A 15,418-nucleotide genomic window follows, 5' to 3' on the forward strand; every position below is an offset into this window, starting at 1 on the left:
TGCTCTGCGCGCCGCACGGGAGGTCCGGGCCGGCTACGGCACCACCTGGTCCAACGGTCAGCCGGCGGCCGGTGTTCCATCCGGGGTGCCGGCCGCGTCGCTCCGCCGCCTGCGGGCGAGCAGGACGCCGCCGGCGCAGGCGAGCAGGCCGGCCACGGCGAGGGTCCACTCGGGGACGGCGCCGACCCGGTCGGCGACGGTGGTGCCGTCGCGCAGCGGAACGGTCGCGGACAGCTCGGCCGCGGTCAGCTCCTCGGTGCGCTGGACGACGGTGCCGTCCGGGGCGATCACCGCGCTGATGCCGCTGGTCGCGGCGATCAGCACCGCGCGGCCGTGCTCGACGGCGCGCAGCCGGCTCATCGCGAGCTGCTGCTCCGGCTGGCCGGTCTTGGCGTAGGTGGCGTTGTTGGTCTGCACGACGAGCACCCGGGCGCCCTGGTCGACGGTGTCGCGGACGATCTCGTCGTAGGCGACCTCGAAGCAGATGACGTCGCCGATCCGGGCCGGGCCGAGCTGCATGACGCCGTTGTGGTCGCCGGGGTAGAAGTCCCGGGCGACCCGCTGGAGCCGGGTGATGACCTTGGACAGCTGGTCGCGGAAGGGCACGTACTCGCCGAACGGCACCGGGTGCTGCTTGGTGTAGGAGGCGCCGGGGCCGGTCGTCGGGTCCCAGACGATGCCCTCGTTCTGCACGTGCTGCTCGTCGGGGCCGTCCACCAGGGTGCCGACCAGGGTGGGCACCCCGATCGCCCGCACCGCCTCGTCGATCCGCGCGTAGGCCAGCGGGTCGCTGAACGGGTCGAGGTCGGAGGAGTTCTCCGGCCAGATCACGATGTCCGGCTTCTCGGCGCGGCCGGCCTTGATGTCGGTGGCGAGCTTCTCGGTGGCGGCGGCGTGGTTGTTGAGCACCATCATCGGGCGGCCGAGGAAGTCCATGCCGGGGTTGGGCACGTTGCCCTGGACGATGGCGACCTTGACGGTGTCGGCGGGCGCGGTGGGCACCGGCACCAGGTAGCCGGCGAGCAGCGCGGCGACGGCGCCGAGCCCGGCCGCCGCGGCCTGCACGGGGCGGCGCGCGGTGCCGCGGCCGGCCGCCCGCACGGCGGCCCAGGCCAGCAGGGTGCCGGAGAGGGCGACCGCGAAGGTCACCAGCGGGGCGCCGCCGAGCGCGGCCAGCGGGGTGTACGGGGTGGCGGTGTTGGCGAACGCGAGCCGGCCCCAGGGGAAGCCGCCGAGCGGCAGCCGGTCGCGGGCCCACTCCTGGGTGATCCACAGGCAGGCGCCCCAGAGCGGCCAGGCGGGCAGCCGGGACGTGACCGCGAGGCCGGCGCCGAGGGCGGCCAGGAAGAGCGCCTCGACGACCGAGAGGCCGACGGTGGCGTCCCAGCCGATCACCCGCAGCCAGCTGAGCAGCATCAGGAAGAACGGCAGGCCGAAGGCGAAGCCGGTCCAGGCGGCCTGCCGGGCGGTGCGGCCCCGGGTGAGCAGCGAGAGCGCGGTGACACCGAGGACCGAGAACGGCCACAGGTCGAAGGGCGGGAAGGCCAGCGCGAGCAGCAGCCCGGCGAGCGCGGCCAGCCCGGTGCGGGGAAGGCCGGCCCGCAGTCTGGCGAGGGCGCGGGCGCCGCGGCCCGGGCCTGATGCCTCGTCGGGGGTCTCGGGTGCGGTCCCGGACCGCTCCTGGGTGACGGGCATGGCCACCGTCGCACCATCTCTCTCGCCGCCGCCCCGCGGGGGGTACGGGGACGGCTGTTCGGACGCTGTCCGAAGAAGGTACCCCGGAACGACACCCGGCCGTGAGCTGAGGGCCGTAGCGGAGGCGGGCGGGTGGTCCGGGGATCTCCCGCCCGCCTCCGTGGCGCCCGGTGCTACTCGGCGGCGGCCAGGTGCACGGTGCGGCCGCGGACCACGGTGCGCAGGCAGGTGGGCAGCGGCTCGCCGGGGGTGAGGTCGGGCAGGCCCGGGGTGCCGGAGCGCGGGTCGGTGGACCAGCCGGCCACCCGGTCGTCCGGGGCCTGGACGACCAGATCGCCCGCGGCCCAGACGGCGAAGCTGGCGACCGCGCCGGGGACGAGCACGCCGTCCTGGTCGCGGCCGATCGCGCGCCAGCCGCCGCGGGTGTGGGCGGTGAACGCGGCCCGCACCGAGATCCGGTGCCCGGGGGTGCGGTGGAAGGCGGCGGCCCGGACGGTGCCCCAGGGGTCGAGCGCGGTGACCGGGGCGTCCGAGCCGAAGGCCAGCGGGACGCCGGAGCGCAGCAGCGCGGCGAAGGGGTTGAGCGCGGCGGCCCGCTCGGCGCCCAGGCGCTGGACGTACATGCCGTTCGGGCCGCCCCAGGCGGCGTCGAAGGCGGGCTGCACGGAGGCGGTCAGGCCGAGTTCGGCGAAGGCGGCGACGGTCTTGTCGTCCAGCGCCTCGGCGTGCTCGACGCGGTGGCGCAGCGCCCGGACGCGGTCGGCGCCGACCCGGTCGCCGGCGGCCCGGACGCCCTCGACGACGGCGGCGATCGCGGCGTCGCCGATCGCGTGGAACCCGGCCTGGAGGCCGGCCTCGGTGCAGGCGGCGACGTGGTCGGCGACCTGGGCGGCGGTGAGGTAGGCGGCGCCGGTGTGCGCGGCGTCGCTGTAGTCGCGGTGCAGGCAGGCGGTGTGCGAGCCGAGCGCGCCGTCGACGAAGAGGTCGCCGCCGGCGCCGACCGCGCCGAGCCGGCGGGCGGTCTCGACGCCGCCGCGCTCGCTCAGCTCGCCCCAGTAGCCGAACACCTCGGGGCCCTCGCCCTCGGCGGCCAGCTCCAGCAGGGCGGCGAGGTCCTGCTCGGAGGAGACCTCGGGGCCGGCGCACTCGTGCAGGGCGCCGATGCCGAGTTCGGCGGCGCGGGCCAGGGCGGCGCGCTGGGCGCGGCGGCGCTGCTCGGGGGTGAGGCGGCCGAGCGCGGTCTGCCGCACGGCGTGGTGGGCGTCGCGGGTGAGCGGGCCGTCGGCGTCGTGGCCGGGCCGCTCGGCGAGGCCCTCGGTCAGCGCGCGCAGGGCGCTGGTGGCGAGGCCGGAGTGCACGTCGGTGCGGGAGAGGTAGACAGCGGCGCCCGCGGCGGCGGCGTCCAGCTCGGCGAGGGTGGGCGGGCGGCCCTCCGGCCAGCCGGTCTCGTCCCAGCCGTGGCCGATCAGCACGCCGCCGGGCTGCTGCTCGGCGGCGGCGAAGGCGCTGATCGCGGCCAGGGCGGCGGCCAGCGAGGGGACGCCGGTGAGGTCGAGGCCGGTGAGCGCGAGGCCCGCGGAGGTGGTGTGCACATGGGCGTCCACGAAGGCGGGGGTGACCAGCGCTCCGTCCAGTTCGACGATCTCGTCGGCGGTCTGCGCGTACGCCTCGGCGGCGCCGTCGCTGCCGACCCAGGCGACGTGCTCGCCCTCGACGAGCATGGCGGTGGCGAAGGGGTCGGCGGGGCTGTAGACGGCGCCGCCGCGCAGCAGGACGGTCCGGAGGGTGCGTTCGGTCATGCGGCCTAGTCTGCACCCCCGCGCGGACCGGTCAGAGCTTCGGGGGTCGGGCCTCGTAGGGGGTGGACAGGACGACGGTGGTGCGGGTGGAGACGCCGGCGGCGCTGCGGATGCGGGCCAGCAGGTCCTCCAGGTCGCCGGGGGCGCCGACGCGGACCTTGAGGATGTAGTTCTCGTCACCGGCGACGCTGTGGCAGGCCTCGATCTCGGGCAGACCGGCCAGCCGCTCGGGCGTGTCGTCCGGGGCGCTGGGGTCGAAGGGTTTGACCGAGATGAAGGCGGTGAGCGCCAGGTCGACGGCGTCCGGGTCGACGATCGCGGTGTAACCGCGGATCACCCCGCGCTGTTCGAGCCGGCGCACCCGCTGGTGCACCGCCGAGGTGGACAGGCCGGTGGCCTTGCCCAGGTCCGTGTAGCTCATCCGGCCGTCCTGGAGGAGCAGCTGGACGATGCGTTGGTCGAGATCCTCCACAAGGCGCAAACCTACCCCCTCGGGGGCGCGCGGATCGCGGCACGGGGGGCGCACGGCCTCCGGCCTCGGAGGGCGCGTGCGGCGGCAGGGAGGGGGCGCGCGATGTCACCCTGCGCGCCCCGGGGTGCCGCGGGGCACATGCCGGACGAATGTGGCGAAGGACACACCCGGTGCATCACAGTGCGACGGACCGCAGGGTTATGAGTCCGTTTCGGCGGGAAGTGCTGGTTGTGGCCCCGGGCGACCACGCCGGGCCCGATCCGAGGGGGATCACCATGCGCGTTACCGACCAGCGCCCGACGGGCGCGGACGACGCCCACGATACGACCGACCGCGCGGACCTCGCGGTCCCCAACGAGACCGCGCCGGAGGTGGATCCGGGCGAGGTCGACGGCTGGGAGATCGTCCGGGTGCACTGCCCGTCGTGCCGGCGCCCGATCGCCCTCGTGGGCGACGAGGAGCGGCTGCCGCAGCACGCCGTCCTGCCGCGGCCCTGGCACCCCTTCTCGCCCACCCTCTGCCCCGGTTCGGGCGCGCCGACGGACGACCTCTTCGAGGCGGACAGCGAGGAGGAGGCCGGGTCCGCGGGCCCGGACGCGCTGCTCACGCCGCCGGGCGAACTCGACTGGCGCACCCAGCCGTTCTCCCACGCGGCGGTGCACCGCCCGGTCCGCTCGGCCGTCGCGCCGGCCATCCCGGAGCAGCGCGGCCGGTTCTCGCGGCGCTGAACCCCCGCCCGCCGCGCGGTCGCCGACGGTACGTCAGAACGGCCCCCGGGCGTCACTCCGCACCCTGGAGTGACGCCCGGGGGCCGTTCCGGGCCGCCCCGCCCGGCGTCCGCGCGGGGCGGGCGCCGGGGGCGGCCGGTCAGGGGGCCGGGACTACTTGGTGAGGTGGCGGCCGATCACCAGGCGCTGGATCTGGTTGGTGCCCTCGACGATCTGCAGCACCTTGGCCTCGCGCATGAAGCGCTCGGCCGGGAAGTCCTGGGTGTAGCCGTAGCCGCCGAGCACCTGGACGGCGTCGGTGGTCACCCGCATCACGGTGTCGGTGCAGAACAGCTTGGCCATCGCCGCCTCCTTGGAGAACGCCAGACCGGCGTCCCGGCGGCGGGCCGCGGACAGGTAGAGCGCGCGGCCGGCCTCGACCTGGGTGGCCATGTCGGCGAGCATGAACGACAGGCCCTGGAAGTCGGCGATCGGACGGCCGAACTGGCGGCGGGTGCGCGCGTAGTCGACGGCGACGTCGAGCGCGGCCTGGGCGACCCCGATCGCGCAGGCGGCGATGCCGAGCCGGCCGGAGTCCAGCGCGGCGAGCGCGATCTGGAAGCCCTGGCCCTCGGCGCCCACCAGCCGCTCGCGGGGGACCCGGGCGCCGTCGAAGTGCAGCTGGGCGGTCGGCGAGGACTTCATGCCCATCTTGTGCTCCGGCGGGGCCGCCGAGAGGCCGGGCTGGGTGCCGGGCACCAGCAGGCAGCTGATCCCGCGCGCCCCCTCCTCGCCGGTGCGCACCAGCGCGCTGTAGAAGTCGGCCTGGCCGCCGTGGGTGATCCAGGCCTTGGTGCCGTTCACCACGTACTCGTCGCCGTCCAGGTCGGCGCGGGTGCGCAGGGCGGCGGCGTCGGAGCCGGACTGCGGCTCGGAGAGGCAGTAGGCGCCGAGCTGCTCGCCGGAGAGCATGCCGGGCAGCCAGCGCTCGCGCTGCTCGTCGGTGCCGAAGGTGGCCAGGGCGTGGCAGGAGAGGGTGTGCACGCTGACGCCGAGGCCGACGGCCAGCCAGCCGGCCGCCAGCTCCTCCAGGACCTGGAGGTAGACCTCGTAGGGCTGCTCGCCGCCGCCGTACCGCTCCTCGTAGGGCAGCGAGAGCAGGCCGGCCTCGCCGAGCGTGCGGAAGACCTCGCGCGGGAACCGGCCGGCGGCCTCGTCCTCCGCGGCGCGCGGCTGCAGCTCGCGCTGGACGAGGTCCCGCGTCAGGTGGAGGAGCTCGCGGGCCTCCTCGCTGGGCAGCTGGCGGTCGACGGCCTTCGCGGGGGAGGTGGTCATGGTGGCTGGTTCGCCTCCTCGGTCGTGCGCCGGGCCGCCCGGATGTGGTCGGGCCCGCGCGGGGTGTGGCAGCTCGGCGCGGCCGGCACCGGGTCGCGGTGAACGGCCGTTCACATGCTCGGCGATGCGAGTATGCCCGATCGCGGCCCCGCCGTCACGACCTGCACCGGATCACTGTCCGTATCGGCACACCGGTCCCCGTAGGGTTGCCGATGTGGCTTCTTCCGAGACTTCCGCCGCCCCGGTAATGGGGACACGCACCGCCGACGCGCCCGACGCGCTCGACCCGCGCGCCGAACTCGACGCGCTCGCGGCCGAGCTGCGGGCGCTGCCGCCGTCCTGCGGCCCGGTGCGGCTGGTCGCGGTGGACGGGCACGCGGGCTCGGGCAAGACGACCTTCGCCGGCCGGCTGTCGGCCGCGCTGGGCGGCGCCCCGGTGGTGCACTTGGACGACCTCGCGACGCACGCCGAGCCGTTCGAGTGGTGCGGGCGGCTGCGCGCCCAGGTGCTGGAGCCGCTGGCCGTCGGCCGGGGCGCGCGGTACGCGGTGTACGACTGGACGCTGCGCCGGTTCGCGGGGACGGCCGCGGTGCCGCTCGCGCCGGTGGTACTGGTCGAGGGGGTGGGCGCCGGGCGGCGCGCCGTGCGCCCGTGGCTGAGCCGGCTGGTGTGGATGGAGCTGGACGCGGCGACGGCCCGGCGGCGCGGCGAGCAGCGCGACGGCCCCCGGCTGGCGGAGTTCTGGGCCGGCTGGGCCGTCGCCGAATCGGCGCATTTCGCCGCGGACCCGAGCCGTCCGTACGCCGCAACGGTGGTCGACGGGGTGACCGGCCGAATCGCGCCGAGCACCGTCGGTGAACCTTCAACAATCCCCTTGACCTGCGGCGTCGCCAGGAAATAGGTTCACACCTGTTGCCGGAATGACGCATTCCGCAACCTCGGACCCGGTATTCCCGGCTTGTTCCCCCGTGAGCCGGGGATACCGTCCGACCTCCCCGCGCCGGATTCGGCCATCCGTCAACGGCCGTCCGCCGGATCGCTTTTGACATCGTGCGGCACCCTTCCGGATCAGCTCCGCGCCGGTACGATTCCTGGCAGGCGCATGTGCGCCCCGGGGGCAGACGACCACCGGCGGGGTCCGCAACGCCACCGCACCAGCCGGGCCCCGAGCCACACCGCGGGGGGCGTTGAGTGACGACGGACAGTTCCCAGAGCAGCAACGCGGGCGGCCCGGCACCGAACCGGCTCGCCGACCGCGCCTGGCTGCGTGCCATGGACGCCTACACGGCCGGGGCGTACAGCCGCGCCGAGGAGGAGTTCCGCGCGGCCGTGCGGCTCGACCCCGGCATGGCCGACGCCTGGCTCGGCCTGCACGCGCTGCGCAGCGACACCTCCGGCGCGCTGCTCGCGATGTACCGCCACCGCACACGGTTCGGCGAGCAGCGCCGTCGGCACGCCCGGCCGCTCAGCTCCTGGTACTGGCTGGGCTGGTGGGTGCAGCCGGTGCTGGAGAGCCCCCGCGACCTCGCCCTCGCGCACGCCTCGCACTGGCTGGACGGTCGTCATCTCGCCGAGCTGGACCAGGCGTTGCAGCAGTGCCCGACCCCCGCCGAGGACCCTTCGGCGCGTTTCCTGAACGCCTGCCGCTCCTATCTGCTCAAGGACTGGGAGCAGTTGATCCGGGACACCGACCGGCTGCTCGACGACCCGCTGCTCGGCATCGAGGCCGGGCTGTTCGCCGGCATGGCGAGGGTCCGGCTGGACATGTGCGCCCAGGCCCAGACCCCGCTCGCCGCCTCGCTCGCCCGCTGCCGCTCCGAGCAGCCGCAGCGCAAGGAGCTGCGGTACTGGCTGGGCCGCGCCTACGAGGGCGCCGGGCGCAGCGCCGCCGCGTTACCGCTCTACCGGGCGGTGCACCGGGCCGATCCGGCGTTCATGGACACCGCGGCCCGGCTCGCGGCGATCTCGGCCGAGGACGCCGTCGCCGACACCCTGCTGGACACCGTCGTGGGCGGTGGCCGGGAGGCCGGCCGCACGGGCGGGCCGGAGGAGGACGCGCTGGACGCCGCGCTGCTGGACCAGCCGGACTTCGAGGCGTTCGGCATCGACCCGCTCGGGACGGACGGCGCGCCGGCCTCCCCCGGCGTCCCGGACCCCTTCGGCGGGCCGGTCCTCGGCGGGCCGGACCTCGACGATCCGCTTCTGGACGGGGCCGGCGGGGCCGACGGCGCGGGCGGGCCGGAGCCGGACGGCGCCGCGCCGGACGACGACGGCTTCCCGGTCGTCCCGACCGGCGCCGGACCGGGCGGCGCGGGCACCGACAACCGGTCCGGCGGCACCGGCGCACCTCCCCCGCTGGCCACCGGCGGGCGCACCGGCTCCACCGCGCCGCAGCCCGCCGCCGGCTCCACCGCGGCGCCGGCGCGCGGCGAGGCCGCGCTCCACCGGGTCGCCAACGCCTATCCGGCCCTCGAACGCGAGGGCGACCAGGCCGAGTTGGACGCCGCGCTGGCCGAACTCTCCCGGATGGTCGGCCTGGAGCCGGTCAAGCGGCAGGTCCGGGCGCTGTCCGCGCAGCTGCGGATGGCCCGGCTGCGCGCCGAACAGGGCCTGCCGGTCCAGCCGCCCAAACGCCACTTCGTCTTCTCCGGCCCCTCCGGCACCGGCAAGACCACCGTCGCCCGGATCCTCGGCCGGGTCTTCCACGCCCTCGGCCTGCTCTCCGGCGACCATCTGGTGGAGGCCCAACGGGCGGACCTGGTGGGCGAATTCCTCGGCCAGACCGCCGTCAAGGCGAACGAGCTGATCGACTCCGCGCTGGACGGCGTGCTCTTCATCGACGAGGCCTACAGCCTCTCCAACTCCGGCTACAGCAAGGGCGACGCCTACGGCGACGAGGCGCTCCAGGTGCTGCTCAAGCGCGCCGAGGACAACCGGGACCGGCTGGTGGTGATCCTGGCCGGCTACCCCGAGGGCATGAACCGGCTGCTGGCCGCCAACCCCGGCCTCAACTCCCGCTTCACCACCCGGGTCGACTTCCCCAGCTACCGCCCCGGCGAGCTGACCGCGATCGGCGCGGCGCTCGCCGGGCAGGACGGCGACGGCTGGGACGAGGACGCCGCCGAGGAACTGGCCTCGATCTGCACCCATGTGGTCCGCGAGGGCTGGATCGACGAGCTCGGCAACGGCCGCTTCATCCGCACCCTGTACGAGAAGTCCTGCGCCTACCGGGACCTGCGGCTGACCCTGCTGCGCGAGCCGCCCGGCCGGGAGGACCTCGCGACGCTGCGGCTGCCGGACCTGGTGCAGGCCTACGGCGAGCTGATCGACGGCCGGGGCTGAGACCGCGCGCACGGCCCGGCCCCGGGCGTCCGCCGACTCAGCCGGCCAGGGCCGCCGCCTCGGTCCGCGGGTCCAGCCCCACCGCCGGCCGGTCCGGGCGCCGCGGCGCGACGCCGCCGATCGACCGCAGCCAGGCCCAGGTGTCGGCGACCGTCTCGGCCGTCGGCCGGCAGCGCAGCCCGGCGGCCAGCGCCTTGGTGACGGCCGCACCGTGCATGCTGTCGTGGAACTCGCCCGGCGGCACCCAGAACGGCAGCTGGGTCCACGGCTCGATGCCGGCGGCGGCGATCGCCTCCGGGGCCGTCCAGCGCAGCTCGGCGTCCGAGCCGGTGACCGCCGCACAGGCCTCCAGCAGCTCGCCCATGCTGCTGTGGCCGGGCGGGGCGACCAGGTCGTACGGGCCGCCGAGGCCGGCCGCGAGGGCGTCCAGGGTCCAGCCGGCGAGGTCGCGGACGTCGATGAACTGGAGGGCGAGGTCGCGCGGGCCGGGCGCGAGCACCGGGCCGCCCCGGGCGATCCGGTTCAGCCACCAGGGCAGCCGGCCGATGTTCTCGTAGCGGCCGACGATCAGCCCGGCGCGGACCAGCAGCGCCCGGTCGCCGAAGGCGTCCAGTGCCGCCAGCTCGCCGCCGCGCTTGGACTCGGCGTAGGGCACCTCGCCGTCGTCCGGCGAGCCCGCCACCGGCGGGGCGCTCTCGTCGGCCCCGACGGGGGTCGGGTACCCGTACACCGAGCGGCTGGACACGTACGCGTAGCGGCCGGCCCGGCCGGCCAGCAGACGGGCGCTGTCGCGCACCGCCGACGGGGCGGCCGACCAGGTGTCGACCACCGCGTCCCACTCCCCCTCGGCCAGCGCGGCGAGCCCGCCCTCGGCCGTGCGGTCCCCGTGCAGGACCCGCGCCCCGGGCGGCGCGGCGTGCGTCCCCCGGTGGAAGACCGTGACCTCCCATCCCCGTTCCAGCGCCGCCTCGGCGACGGCCCGCCCCACGAACTCCGTACCACCCAGCAGGAGAAGTCTCATGCCGACCACCCTGCAGTCAGGGTGGCCGGCATGGGAACGGGCGCACGCTCAGAGCGGAATCGCCGAGAGCGAAGCGTCGACGGCAGCCCGGCGTCCGGCCCTACGCGGCGGAGCGGTGGTCCGGGTCGTGCACCTCGCCGACCAGCTCCTCCAGGACGTCCTCCAGCATCACCACGCCGAGCGTCCGCCCGTCCTGGTCGAGGACGGCCGCGAGGTGGCAGGCGGCCCGGCGCATGGCGCCCAGCGCGTCGTCCAGCGGCATGGTGCCGCGCAGCACGGTGATCGGCCGCCACAGGCGGGCCGGGACGGGCGTGGTCGGGTCCTCGACGTCCAGGATGTCCTTGAGGTGCAGGTACCCGAGGTAACCGTGGCCCGCCGGGTCACCGTCGGTGACCGGGAAGCGCGAGAAGCCGGTGCGCAGCGCCAGTTCCTCGATCTGCGCGGCGGTCACCTTGGTGTCGACGGTGACCAGCTGCTCGGGGGTGAGCAGGACGTCGGTGAGCGGGCGGCGGCCCAGCTCCAGGGCGTCCTCCAGGCGCTCCTGGCGGTCCTTCTCCAGCAGCCCGGCGTCCCCGGAGTCGGCGAGCAGGTAGATCAGCTGCTCGGTGGTGAACACCGACTCGACCTCGTCCTTGGCCTCCACCTTGAACAGCTTGAGCACGCCGTTGGCGAAGGTGTTGAGGAAGGAGATCACCGGGGCCAGCCAGCGGGCCAGGCGGTCCAGCGGCGGGCCGAGCCAGAGCGCGGCCTTCTCGGGACCGGCCAGTGCCATGTTCTTCGGCACCATCTCGCCCATCACCATGTGCAGGTAGACCACGACGGCCAGTGCGATGCCGTACGCCAGCGGGTGCTGCAGGCCGGCCGGGATGCCGATCGCGTCGAACGGCCCCTCCAGCAGGTGGGCGATGGTCGGCTCGGCGAGCGCACCCAGGCCCAGCGAGCAGACGGTGATGCCGAGCTGGGCGGCGGCGAGCATCGCGGAGACGTTGGACAGGGCGTGCAGCACGGTGCGGGCACGCTTGTTGCCGGCCTCGGCGAGGGGTTCGATCTGGCTGCGCCGGACCGAGACGACGGCGAACTCGGCGCCGACGAAGAAGGCGTTGCCGAGCAGCAGCAGGACGGCGACGGCCAGTTGGAGCGCGGTCATCGGGTTCCGTCCTCGTCGTCGCCCAGGAAGTGGTGGTGAGCGGTGCGTTCCACCCGGACCCGGCTGGTGCGGTGCCGGTCCACGGCCTCGACGGTGAACCGCCAGCCGGGCAGCTCGGCCTGCTCACCGGGGACCGGCAGCTTGCCGAGCAGGTCGGCGACCAGGCCGGCCAGCGTCTCGTACGGCCCCTCCGGGGCGTGCAGGCCGATGGCCTCCAGCTGGTCGAGCCGGGCGCGGCCGTCGGCCGCCCAGACGGGCTGCCCCTCGACCGGCGGCAGCGACAGCAGCTCGGGGGTGTCGGCCGGGTCGTGCTCGTCCTGCACCGCGCCGACGATCTCCTCGACGATGTCCTCGACGGTGACGACGCCGGCGGTGCCGCCGTACTCGTCGACCACGATGGCCATCGGCTGCAGGCGGCGCAGCTGGTCGAGCAGCCGCTCGGCGGGGAGCGTCTCGGGCACCAGCAGCGGCGGGACGGCGAGGTCAGCGACCCGCACGGTGGCGCGCCGCTCGGCCGGGACGGCCAGCGCGTCCTTGAGCGTGACGGTGCCGGTGACCTCGTCCAGGCTGTCGGTGTAGACCGGGAAGCGGGACAGGCCGGTGGCCCGGGTCAGGTTGAGGACGTCGGCGGCGCTGGCGTCGCGCTGGAGCGCGGAGACGTCGACGCGCGGGGTCATCACGGACTGCGCGGTGAGCTCGCCGAGGCCGAGGGTCCGCACGAACAGGGTGGCCGACTCCTCGTCTATGGCGCCCGCCTTGGCGGAGTGCCGGGCGAGCGAGACCAGTTCGGCGGGGGTGCGGGCGTGGCCCAGCTCCTCCTGCGGCTCGATGCCGAAGGCACGCACGGTGCGGTCGGCGGAGCCGTTGAGCACGCTGATCAGCGGGCGGCAGGCCCGGGAGAACGCCATGTGCGGGGCGGCGACCGCGCGGGCCACCTGGAGCGGGTGGGAGATCGCCCAGTTCTTCGGGACCAGCTCGCCGATCACCATCTGGACGACGGTGGCGGCCAGCATGCCGATGACCACGGCCGCGCCGCGGGCGGCGCCGGCGGGCAGGCCGATACCGGTGAACACCGGCTTCAGCAGGGTCGACAGCGCCGGCTCGGCGAGCATGCCGACCACCAGCGAGGTCACGGTGATGCCGAGTTGGGCGCCGGACAGTTCGAAGGAGAGGTGGCGCAGGGCCTTGGAGACCCGGCCGGACTTGGCGTCCCCGGTCTCGGCGGCGCGCTCGACGGCGCCGCGCTCCACGGTCACGAAGGCGAACTCGGCGGCCACGAAGAGGCCGTTGGCGAGGATGAGCAGGAGGGCTGCGAAGAGCAGCAGCCAGGCGGTGATCACAGTGCCGCCTGCCTTCCGTCGGCCGGAAGGAGGGCGGCGCAGGTACTACCGGACGGATCGTCCATGGACGGGGAGTGTCACTCCTCAGGTCGATTTCGGGCAGGGCAATGCCTTTGCCCCGCTTTTACCAGCGTAGACCATACCCGTGCGGACGTCGGATCCGCGTTCGGACCCGCCCGGCGACCGACCGTCGTGGTTCAGGCGCCGTGGTGGACGACCAGGTCGCGCAGGGCGCGGGCGTCCGCGATGGCCTGCGCCTTGCCCACGCCGGACTGGATGCCGACGGCGGCCAGCGAGGTGCCGTCGGCGAGGTCGAGGGTGGCCCACGGGTCGCCCTGGCGGAAGTTCACGCCGACGATCTCGGCCCAGGCCAGCCGGCGGCTGCGGACGAAGTTGACCACGGTGACGCCCTCGGCGTCGGCCCTGACCCGCGGCCGGGCCAGCATCAGGCCGACGGCGGCGAACAGCACGCCGCTGACCGCCATCATGATCCGGTCGTTGAGCTGCCAGTTCGCCGGCAGGGCGACCGCCATCGCGGCGAACAGCACCACCAGCAGCGCGCAGACCGGCAGCAGCACGGCACGGGTGCGGCGCGGGGCCCAGGTGACGGGGAACTCGGCGGGGGTGGACACGAGGGGCTCCGGGGTGGTTCGTGGGTCGGGCAGCGGAAAGGGTGGGGACGCCTGTCGGCGACCCCACCCTATTCAACCGGTGCTTACCCCCGCGGCCGGGGGCCGGTGGGTGTTCAGAGGCGGCAGGCGTGGATGTTGGTCACCAGGATGGCCCGGGCGCCGATGCCCCACAGGTCGTCCATGATCTGCTGGGCCTCCTTGCGGAGCACCATCGAGCGCACCGCCACCCAGCCCTCGGTGTGCAGCGGGGAGACGGTCGGCGACTCCAGGCCGGGGGTCAGCGCGACGGCGGCGCCGACCTGCTCGGCGCGGATGTCGTAGTCCATCAGCACGTAGCGGCGGGCCACCAGCACGCCCTGCAGACGGCGCAGGAACTGGTCGACGGCCGGGTCCTCACCGGCGCCCTTGGGCCGGATGACCACGGCGTCGGAGATCAGGATCGGCTCGCCGAAGACCTCCAGGCCGGCGTTGCGCAGGCTGGTGCCGGTCTCCACCACGTCGGCGATCACGTCGGCGACGCCCAGCTGCACCGCGGTCTCCACCGCGCCGTCCAGCTTGGTGACGGTGGCCTTCACCCCGTGGTCGGCGAGGTGCTGCTCGACCAGGCCGGTGTAGGAGGTGGCGATCCGCAGCCCCTCCAGGCCCTTGACGTCCTCGACGTCCACGCCGACCGGGCGGGCGAAGCGGAAGGTCGAGCCGGCGAAGCCGAGCGCGAGCACCTCCTCGGCGTTGGAGTGCGAGTCCAGCAGCAGGTCGCGGCCGGTGATGCCGACGTCGAGGCGGCCGGAGCCGACGTACACCGCGATGTCGCGCGGGCGCAGGAAGAAGAACTCGACCTGGTTGCCCGGGTCGACCAGGACCAGCTCCTTGGCGTCCTTGCGCTGCCGGTAGCCGGCCTCATGGAGCATCTCCGCCGCAGGACCCGAGAGCGAACCCTTGTTGGGGACGGCGATGCGCAGCATGGAGGTGAGTTCCTTACCTGTTCGGTGTGGGTGTAGGGGGGTTCCGGGCCGGGGCCCTGAGGTATCGGGGCCCGGAGGTGCTGGCCTAGAGGTACTTGTAGACGTCGTCGAGCGTCAGCCCGCGGGCGACCATCATCACCTGAAGGTGGTAGAGGAGCTGCGAGATCTCCTCGGCGGTCTGCTCGTCGGACTGGAACTCGGCGGCCATCCAGACCTCGGCGGCCTCCTCGACGACCTTCTTGCCGATCGCATGGACGCCCTGCTGGACGAGCTGCGCGGTACGGGAGGACGAGGGGTCGCCGGTGGCGGCCTTCTGCTGGAGCTCGGTGAAGAGCTCCTCGAATGTCTTCGAAGCCATGATGGGACTCACCTTACGGCGTGCGGAGGGACGGACGGTAAACGGTTCCGGACCGTGGACAGTCCGGTGGACGTCCACGGTCCGGAGCGCGGCCCGGCCGGCCGCCTCAGAGCGCGCGCAGGGCGGCGGCGGTGGCGACGGCCGCGGTGACCGCCTCGTGGCCCTTGTCCTCGGCGGAGCCCGGCAGGCCCGCGCGGTCGATCGCCTGCTCCTCGTTGTCGCAGGTCAGTACGCCGAAGCCGACCGGGACTCCGGTGTCCACGGCGACCTGGGTGAGGCCGACGGTGGCGGCCTGGCAGACGTAGTCGAAGTGCGGGGTGCCGCCGCGGATCACCACGCCGAGGGCGATCACGGCGTCGTAGCCGCGCTCGGCGAGGCGCTTGGCGGCGACCGGCAGCTCGAAGGTGCCGGGGACGCGCAGGACGGTCGGCTCGGCGACGCCCAGCTCCTTGAGGGCGCGGTGGGCGCCGTCGAGCAGGCCGTTCATCACCTGGTCGTGCCACTGGGCGGCGATCACGGCGACCTTGAGGCCGGCGGCGTTGTCGATGGTCAGCTCGGGGGCTCCGTGGCCGCTCATGTGCGGGTGCCTTTCGGTGGTTCGGGATCGG

The 15,418-nt window shown here is 74.9% G+C and carries 14 protein-coding genes; 3 read left to right on the forward strand and 11 right to left on the reverse strand.

Going from position 1 to position 15,418, the window contains the following annotated elements:
- Window positions 1-57: 57 nt before the first annotated feature.
- From lnt to ABZW10_RS16985, 3 genes are all read right to left on the reverse strand, one after another.
- The gene (gene lnt / locus ABZW10_RS16975) at window positions 58-1,695 is read right to left on the reverse strand and encodes an apolipoprotein N-acyltransferase (RefSeq protein ID WP_355365569.1); all 1,638 of its coding nucleotides are present in this window, start codon (window positions 1,693-1,695) and stop codon (window positions 58-60) included.
- Between the two features lie 173 nt (window positions 1,696-1,868).
- Window positions 1,869-3,494: an amidohydrolase family protein gene (locus ABZW10_RS16980; RefSeq protein WP_355365572.1), complete on the reverse strand. Its 1,626-nt coding sequence runs from the start codon at window positions 3,492-3,494 to the stop codon at window positions 1,869-1,871.
- A 31-nt stretch (window positions 3,495-3,525) separates the two neighbouring features.
- Window positions 3,526-3,966 carry an Lrp/AsnC family transcriptional regulator gene (locus ABZW10_RS16985; protein WP_355365574.1) on the reverse strand — a complete coding sequence of 147 codons (441 nt, stop codon included), beginning with the start codon at window positions 3,964-3,966 and terminating at the stop codon, window positions 3,526-3,528.
- Between the two features lie 275 nt (window positions 3,967-4,241).
- Between ABZW10_RS16985 and ABZW10_RS16990 the strand changes: the two genes are divergently transcribed.
- Window positions 4,242-4,694 (forward strand): hypothetical protein, encoded by a 453-nt coding sequence (locus ABZW10_RS16990; protein WP_355365577.1) that lies wholly within the window; start codon window positions 4,242-4,244, stop codon window positions 4,692-4,694.
- 153 nt (window positions 4,695-4,847) lie between these two features.
- Here ABZW10_RS16990 and ABZW10_RS16995 read toward each other — a convergent pair whose 3' ends face one another.
- Complete coding sequence (locus tag ABZW10_RS16995) at window positions 4,848-6,008, reverse strand: acyl-CoA dehydrogenase family protein (RefSeq protein WP_355365580.1); 1,161 nt, start codon at window positions 6,006-6,008, stop codon at window positions 4,848-4,850.
- 247 nt (window positions 6,009-6,255) lie between these two features.
- Here ABZW10_RS16995 and ABZW10_RS17000 point away from each other — a divergent pair, with 247 nt between their 5' ends.
- Both ABZW10_RS17000 and ABZW10_RS17005 read left to right on the forward strand, forming a co-directional pair.
- Window positions 6,256-6,909, forward strand: a complete 654-nt coding sequence (locus ABZW10_RS17000; protein WP_355365658.1) for a hypothetical protein — start codon at window positions 6,256-6,258, stop codon at window positions 6,907-6,909.
- A gap of 371 nt (window positions 6,910-7,280) precedes the next feature.
- Complete coding sequence (locus ABZW10_RS17005) at window positions 7,281-9,350, forward strand: AAA family ATPase (RefSeq protein WP_355365661.1); 2,070 nt, start codon at window positions 7,281-7,283, stop codon at window positions 9,348-9,350.
- Between the two features lie 37 nt (window positions 9,351-9,387).
- Here the strand turns inward: ABZW10_RS17005 and ABZW10_RS17010 are convergent, their stop codons facing one another.
- The 7 genes from ABZW10_RS17010 to ribH all read right to left on the reverse strand — a co-directional run bounded on the left by ABZW10_RS17010 (window position 9,388) and on the right by ribH (window position 15,387).
- A complete protein-coding gene (locus ABZW10_RS17010; RefSeq protein WP_355365583.1) occupies window positions 9,388-10,371 on the reverse strand; it encodes an NAD-dependent epimerase/dehydratase family protein in 984 nt (327 codons plus the stop codon).
- Window positions 10,372-10,471: 100 nt separating this feature from the next.
- Window positions 10,472-11,518 (reverse strand): hemolysin family protein, encoded by a 1,047-nt coding sequence (locus ABZW10_RS17015; protein WP_355365586.1) that lies wholly within the window; start codon window positions 11,516-11,518, stop codon window positions 10,472-10,474.
- Window positions 11,515-12,858: a hemolysin family protein gene (locus ABZW10_RS17020; protein ID WP_355365589.1), complete on the reverse strand. Its 1,344-nt coding sequence runs from the start codon at window positions 12,856-12,858 to the stop codon at window positions 11,515-11,517. Before ABZW10_RS17020 ends, ABZW10_RS17015 begins: the two co-directional genes overlap by 4 nt.
- Before the next feature lie 197 nt (window positions 12,859-13,055).
- Window positions 13,056-13,490: a PH domain-containing protein gene (locus tag ABZW10_RS17025; RefSeq protein ID WP_355365592.1), complete on the reverse strand. Its 435-nt coding sequence runs from the start codon at window positions 13,488-13,490 to the stop codon at window positions 13,056-13,058.
- Window positions 13,491-13,603: 113 nt separating this feature from the next.
- On the reverse strand, window positions 13,604-14,452 hold the full coding sequence (gene hisG / locus ABZW10_RS17030; RefSeq protein WP_355365595.1) for an ATP phosphoribosyltransferase: 849 nt from the start codon (window positions 14,450-14,452) through the stop codon (window positions 13,604-13,606).
- Window positions 14,453-14,537: 85 nt separating this feature from the next.
- A complete protein-coding gene (locus ABZW10_RS17035; protein WP_030306151.1) occupies window positions 14,538-14,810 on the reverse strand; it encodes a phosphoribosyl-ATP diphosphatase in 273 nt (90 codons plus the stop codon).
- A gap of 106 nt (window positions 14,811-14,916) precedes the next feature.
- Entirely contained in the window at window positions 14,917-15,387 is a 471-nt protein-coding gene (gene ribH, locus ABZW10_RS17040) for a 6,7-dimethyl-8-ribityllumazine synthase (RefSeq protein ID WP_355365599.1), read from the reverse strand.
- Window positions 15,388-15,418 lie beyond the last annotated feature (31 nt).

Source organism: Kitasatospora sp. NPDC004723 (genome assembly GCF_040609255.1).
GTDB lineage: Bacteria > Actinomycetota > Actinomycetes > Streptomycetales > Streptomycetaceae > Kitasatospora.

Bases quoted from the DNA above. Each gene is read 5' to 3' on its own strand.
- ribH (WP_355365599.1), bottom strand. From the start codon at position 15,387: ATGAGCGGCCACGGAGCCCCCGAGCTGACCATCGACAACGCCGCCGGC.
- ABZW10_RS17005 (WP_355365661.1), top strand. From the start codon at position 7,281: ATGGACGCCTACACGGCCGGGGCGTACAGCCGCGCCGAGGAGGAGTTC.
- hisG (WP_355365595.1), bottom strand. From the start codon at position 14,452: ATGCTGCGCATCGCCGTCCCCAACAAGGGTTCGCTCTCGGGTCCTGCG.
- ABZW10_RS17000 (WP_355365658.1), top strand. From the start codon at position 6,256: ATGGGGACACGCACCGCCGACGCGCCCGACGCGCTCGACCCGCGCGCC.
- ABZW10_RS16995 (WP_355365580.1), bottom strand. From the start codon at position 6,008: ATGACCACCTCCCCCGCGAAGGCCGTCGACCGCCAGCTGCCCAGCGAG.
- ABZW10_RS17010 (WP_355365583.1), bottom strand. From the start codon at position 10,371: ATGAGACTTCTCCTGCTGGGTGGTACGGAGTTCGTGGGGCGGGCCGTC.
- ABZW10_RS17035 (WP_030306151.1), bottom strand. From the start codon at position 14,810: ATGGCTTCGAAGACATTCGAGGAGCTCTTCACCGAGCTCCAGCAGAAG.
- ABZW10_RS17015 (WP_355365586.1), bottom strand. From the start codon at position 11,518: ATGACCGCGCTCCAACTGGCCGTCGCCGTCCTGCTGCTGCTCGGCAAC.
- lnt (WP_355365569.1), bottom strand. From the start codon at position 1,695: ATGCCCGTCACCCAGGAGCGGTCCGGGACCGCACCCGAGACCCCCGAC.
- ABZW10_RS16980 (WP_355365572.1), bottom strand. From the start codon at position 3,494: ATGACCGAACGCACCCTCCGGACCGTCCTGCTGCGCGGCGGCGCCGTC.
- ABZW10_RS16990 (WP_355365577.1), top strand. From the start codon at position 4,242: ATGCGCGTTACCGACCAGCGCCCGACGGGCGCGGACGACGCCCACGAT.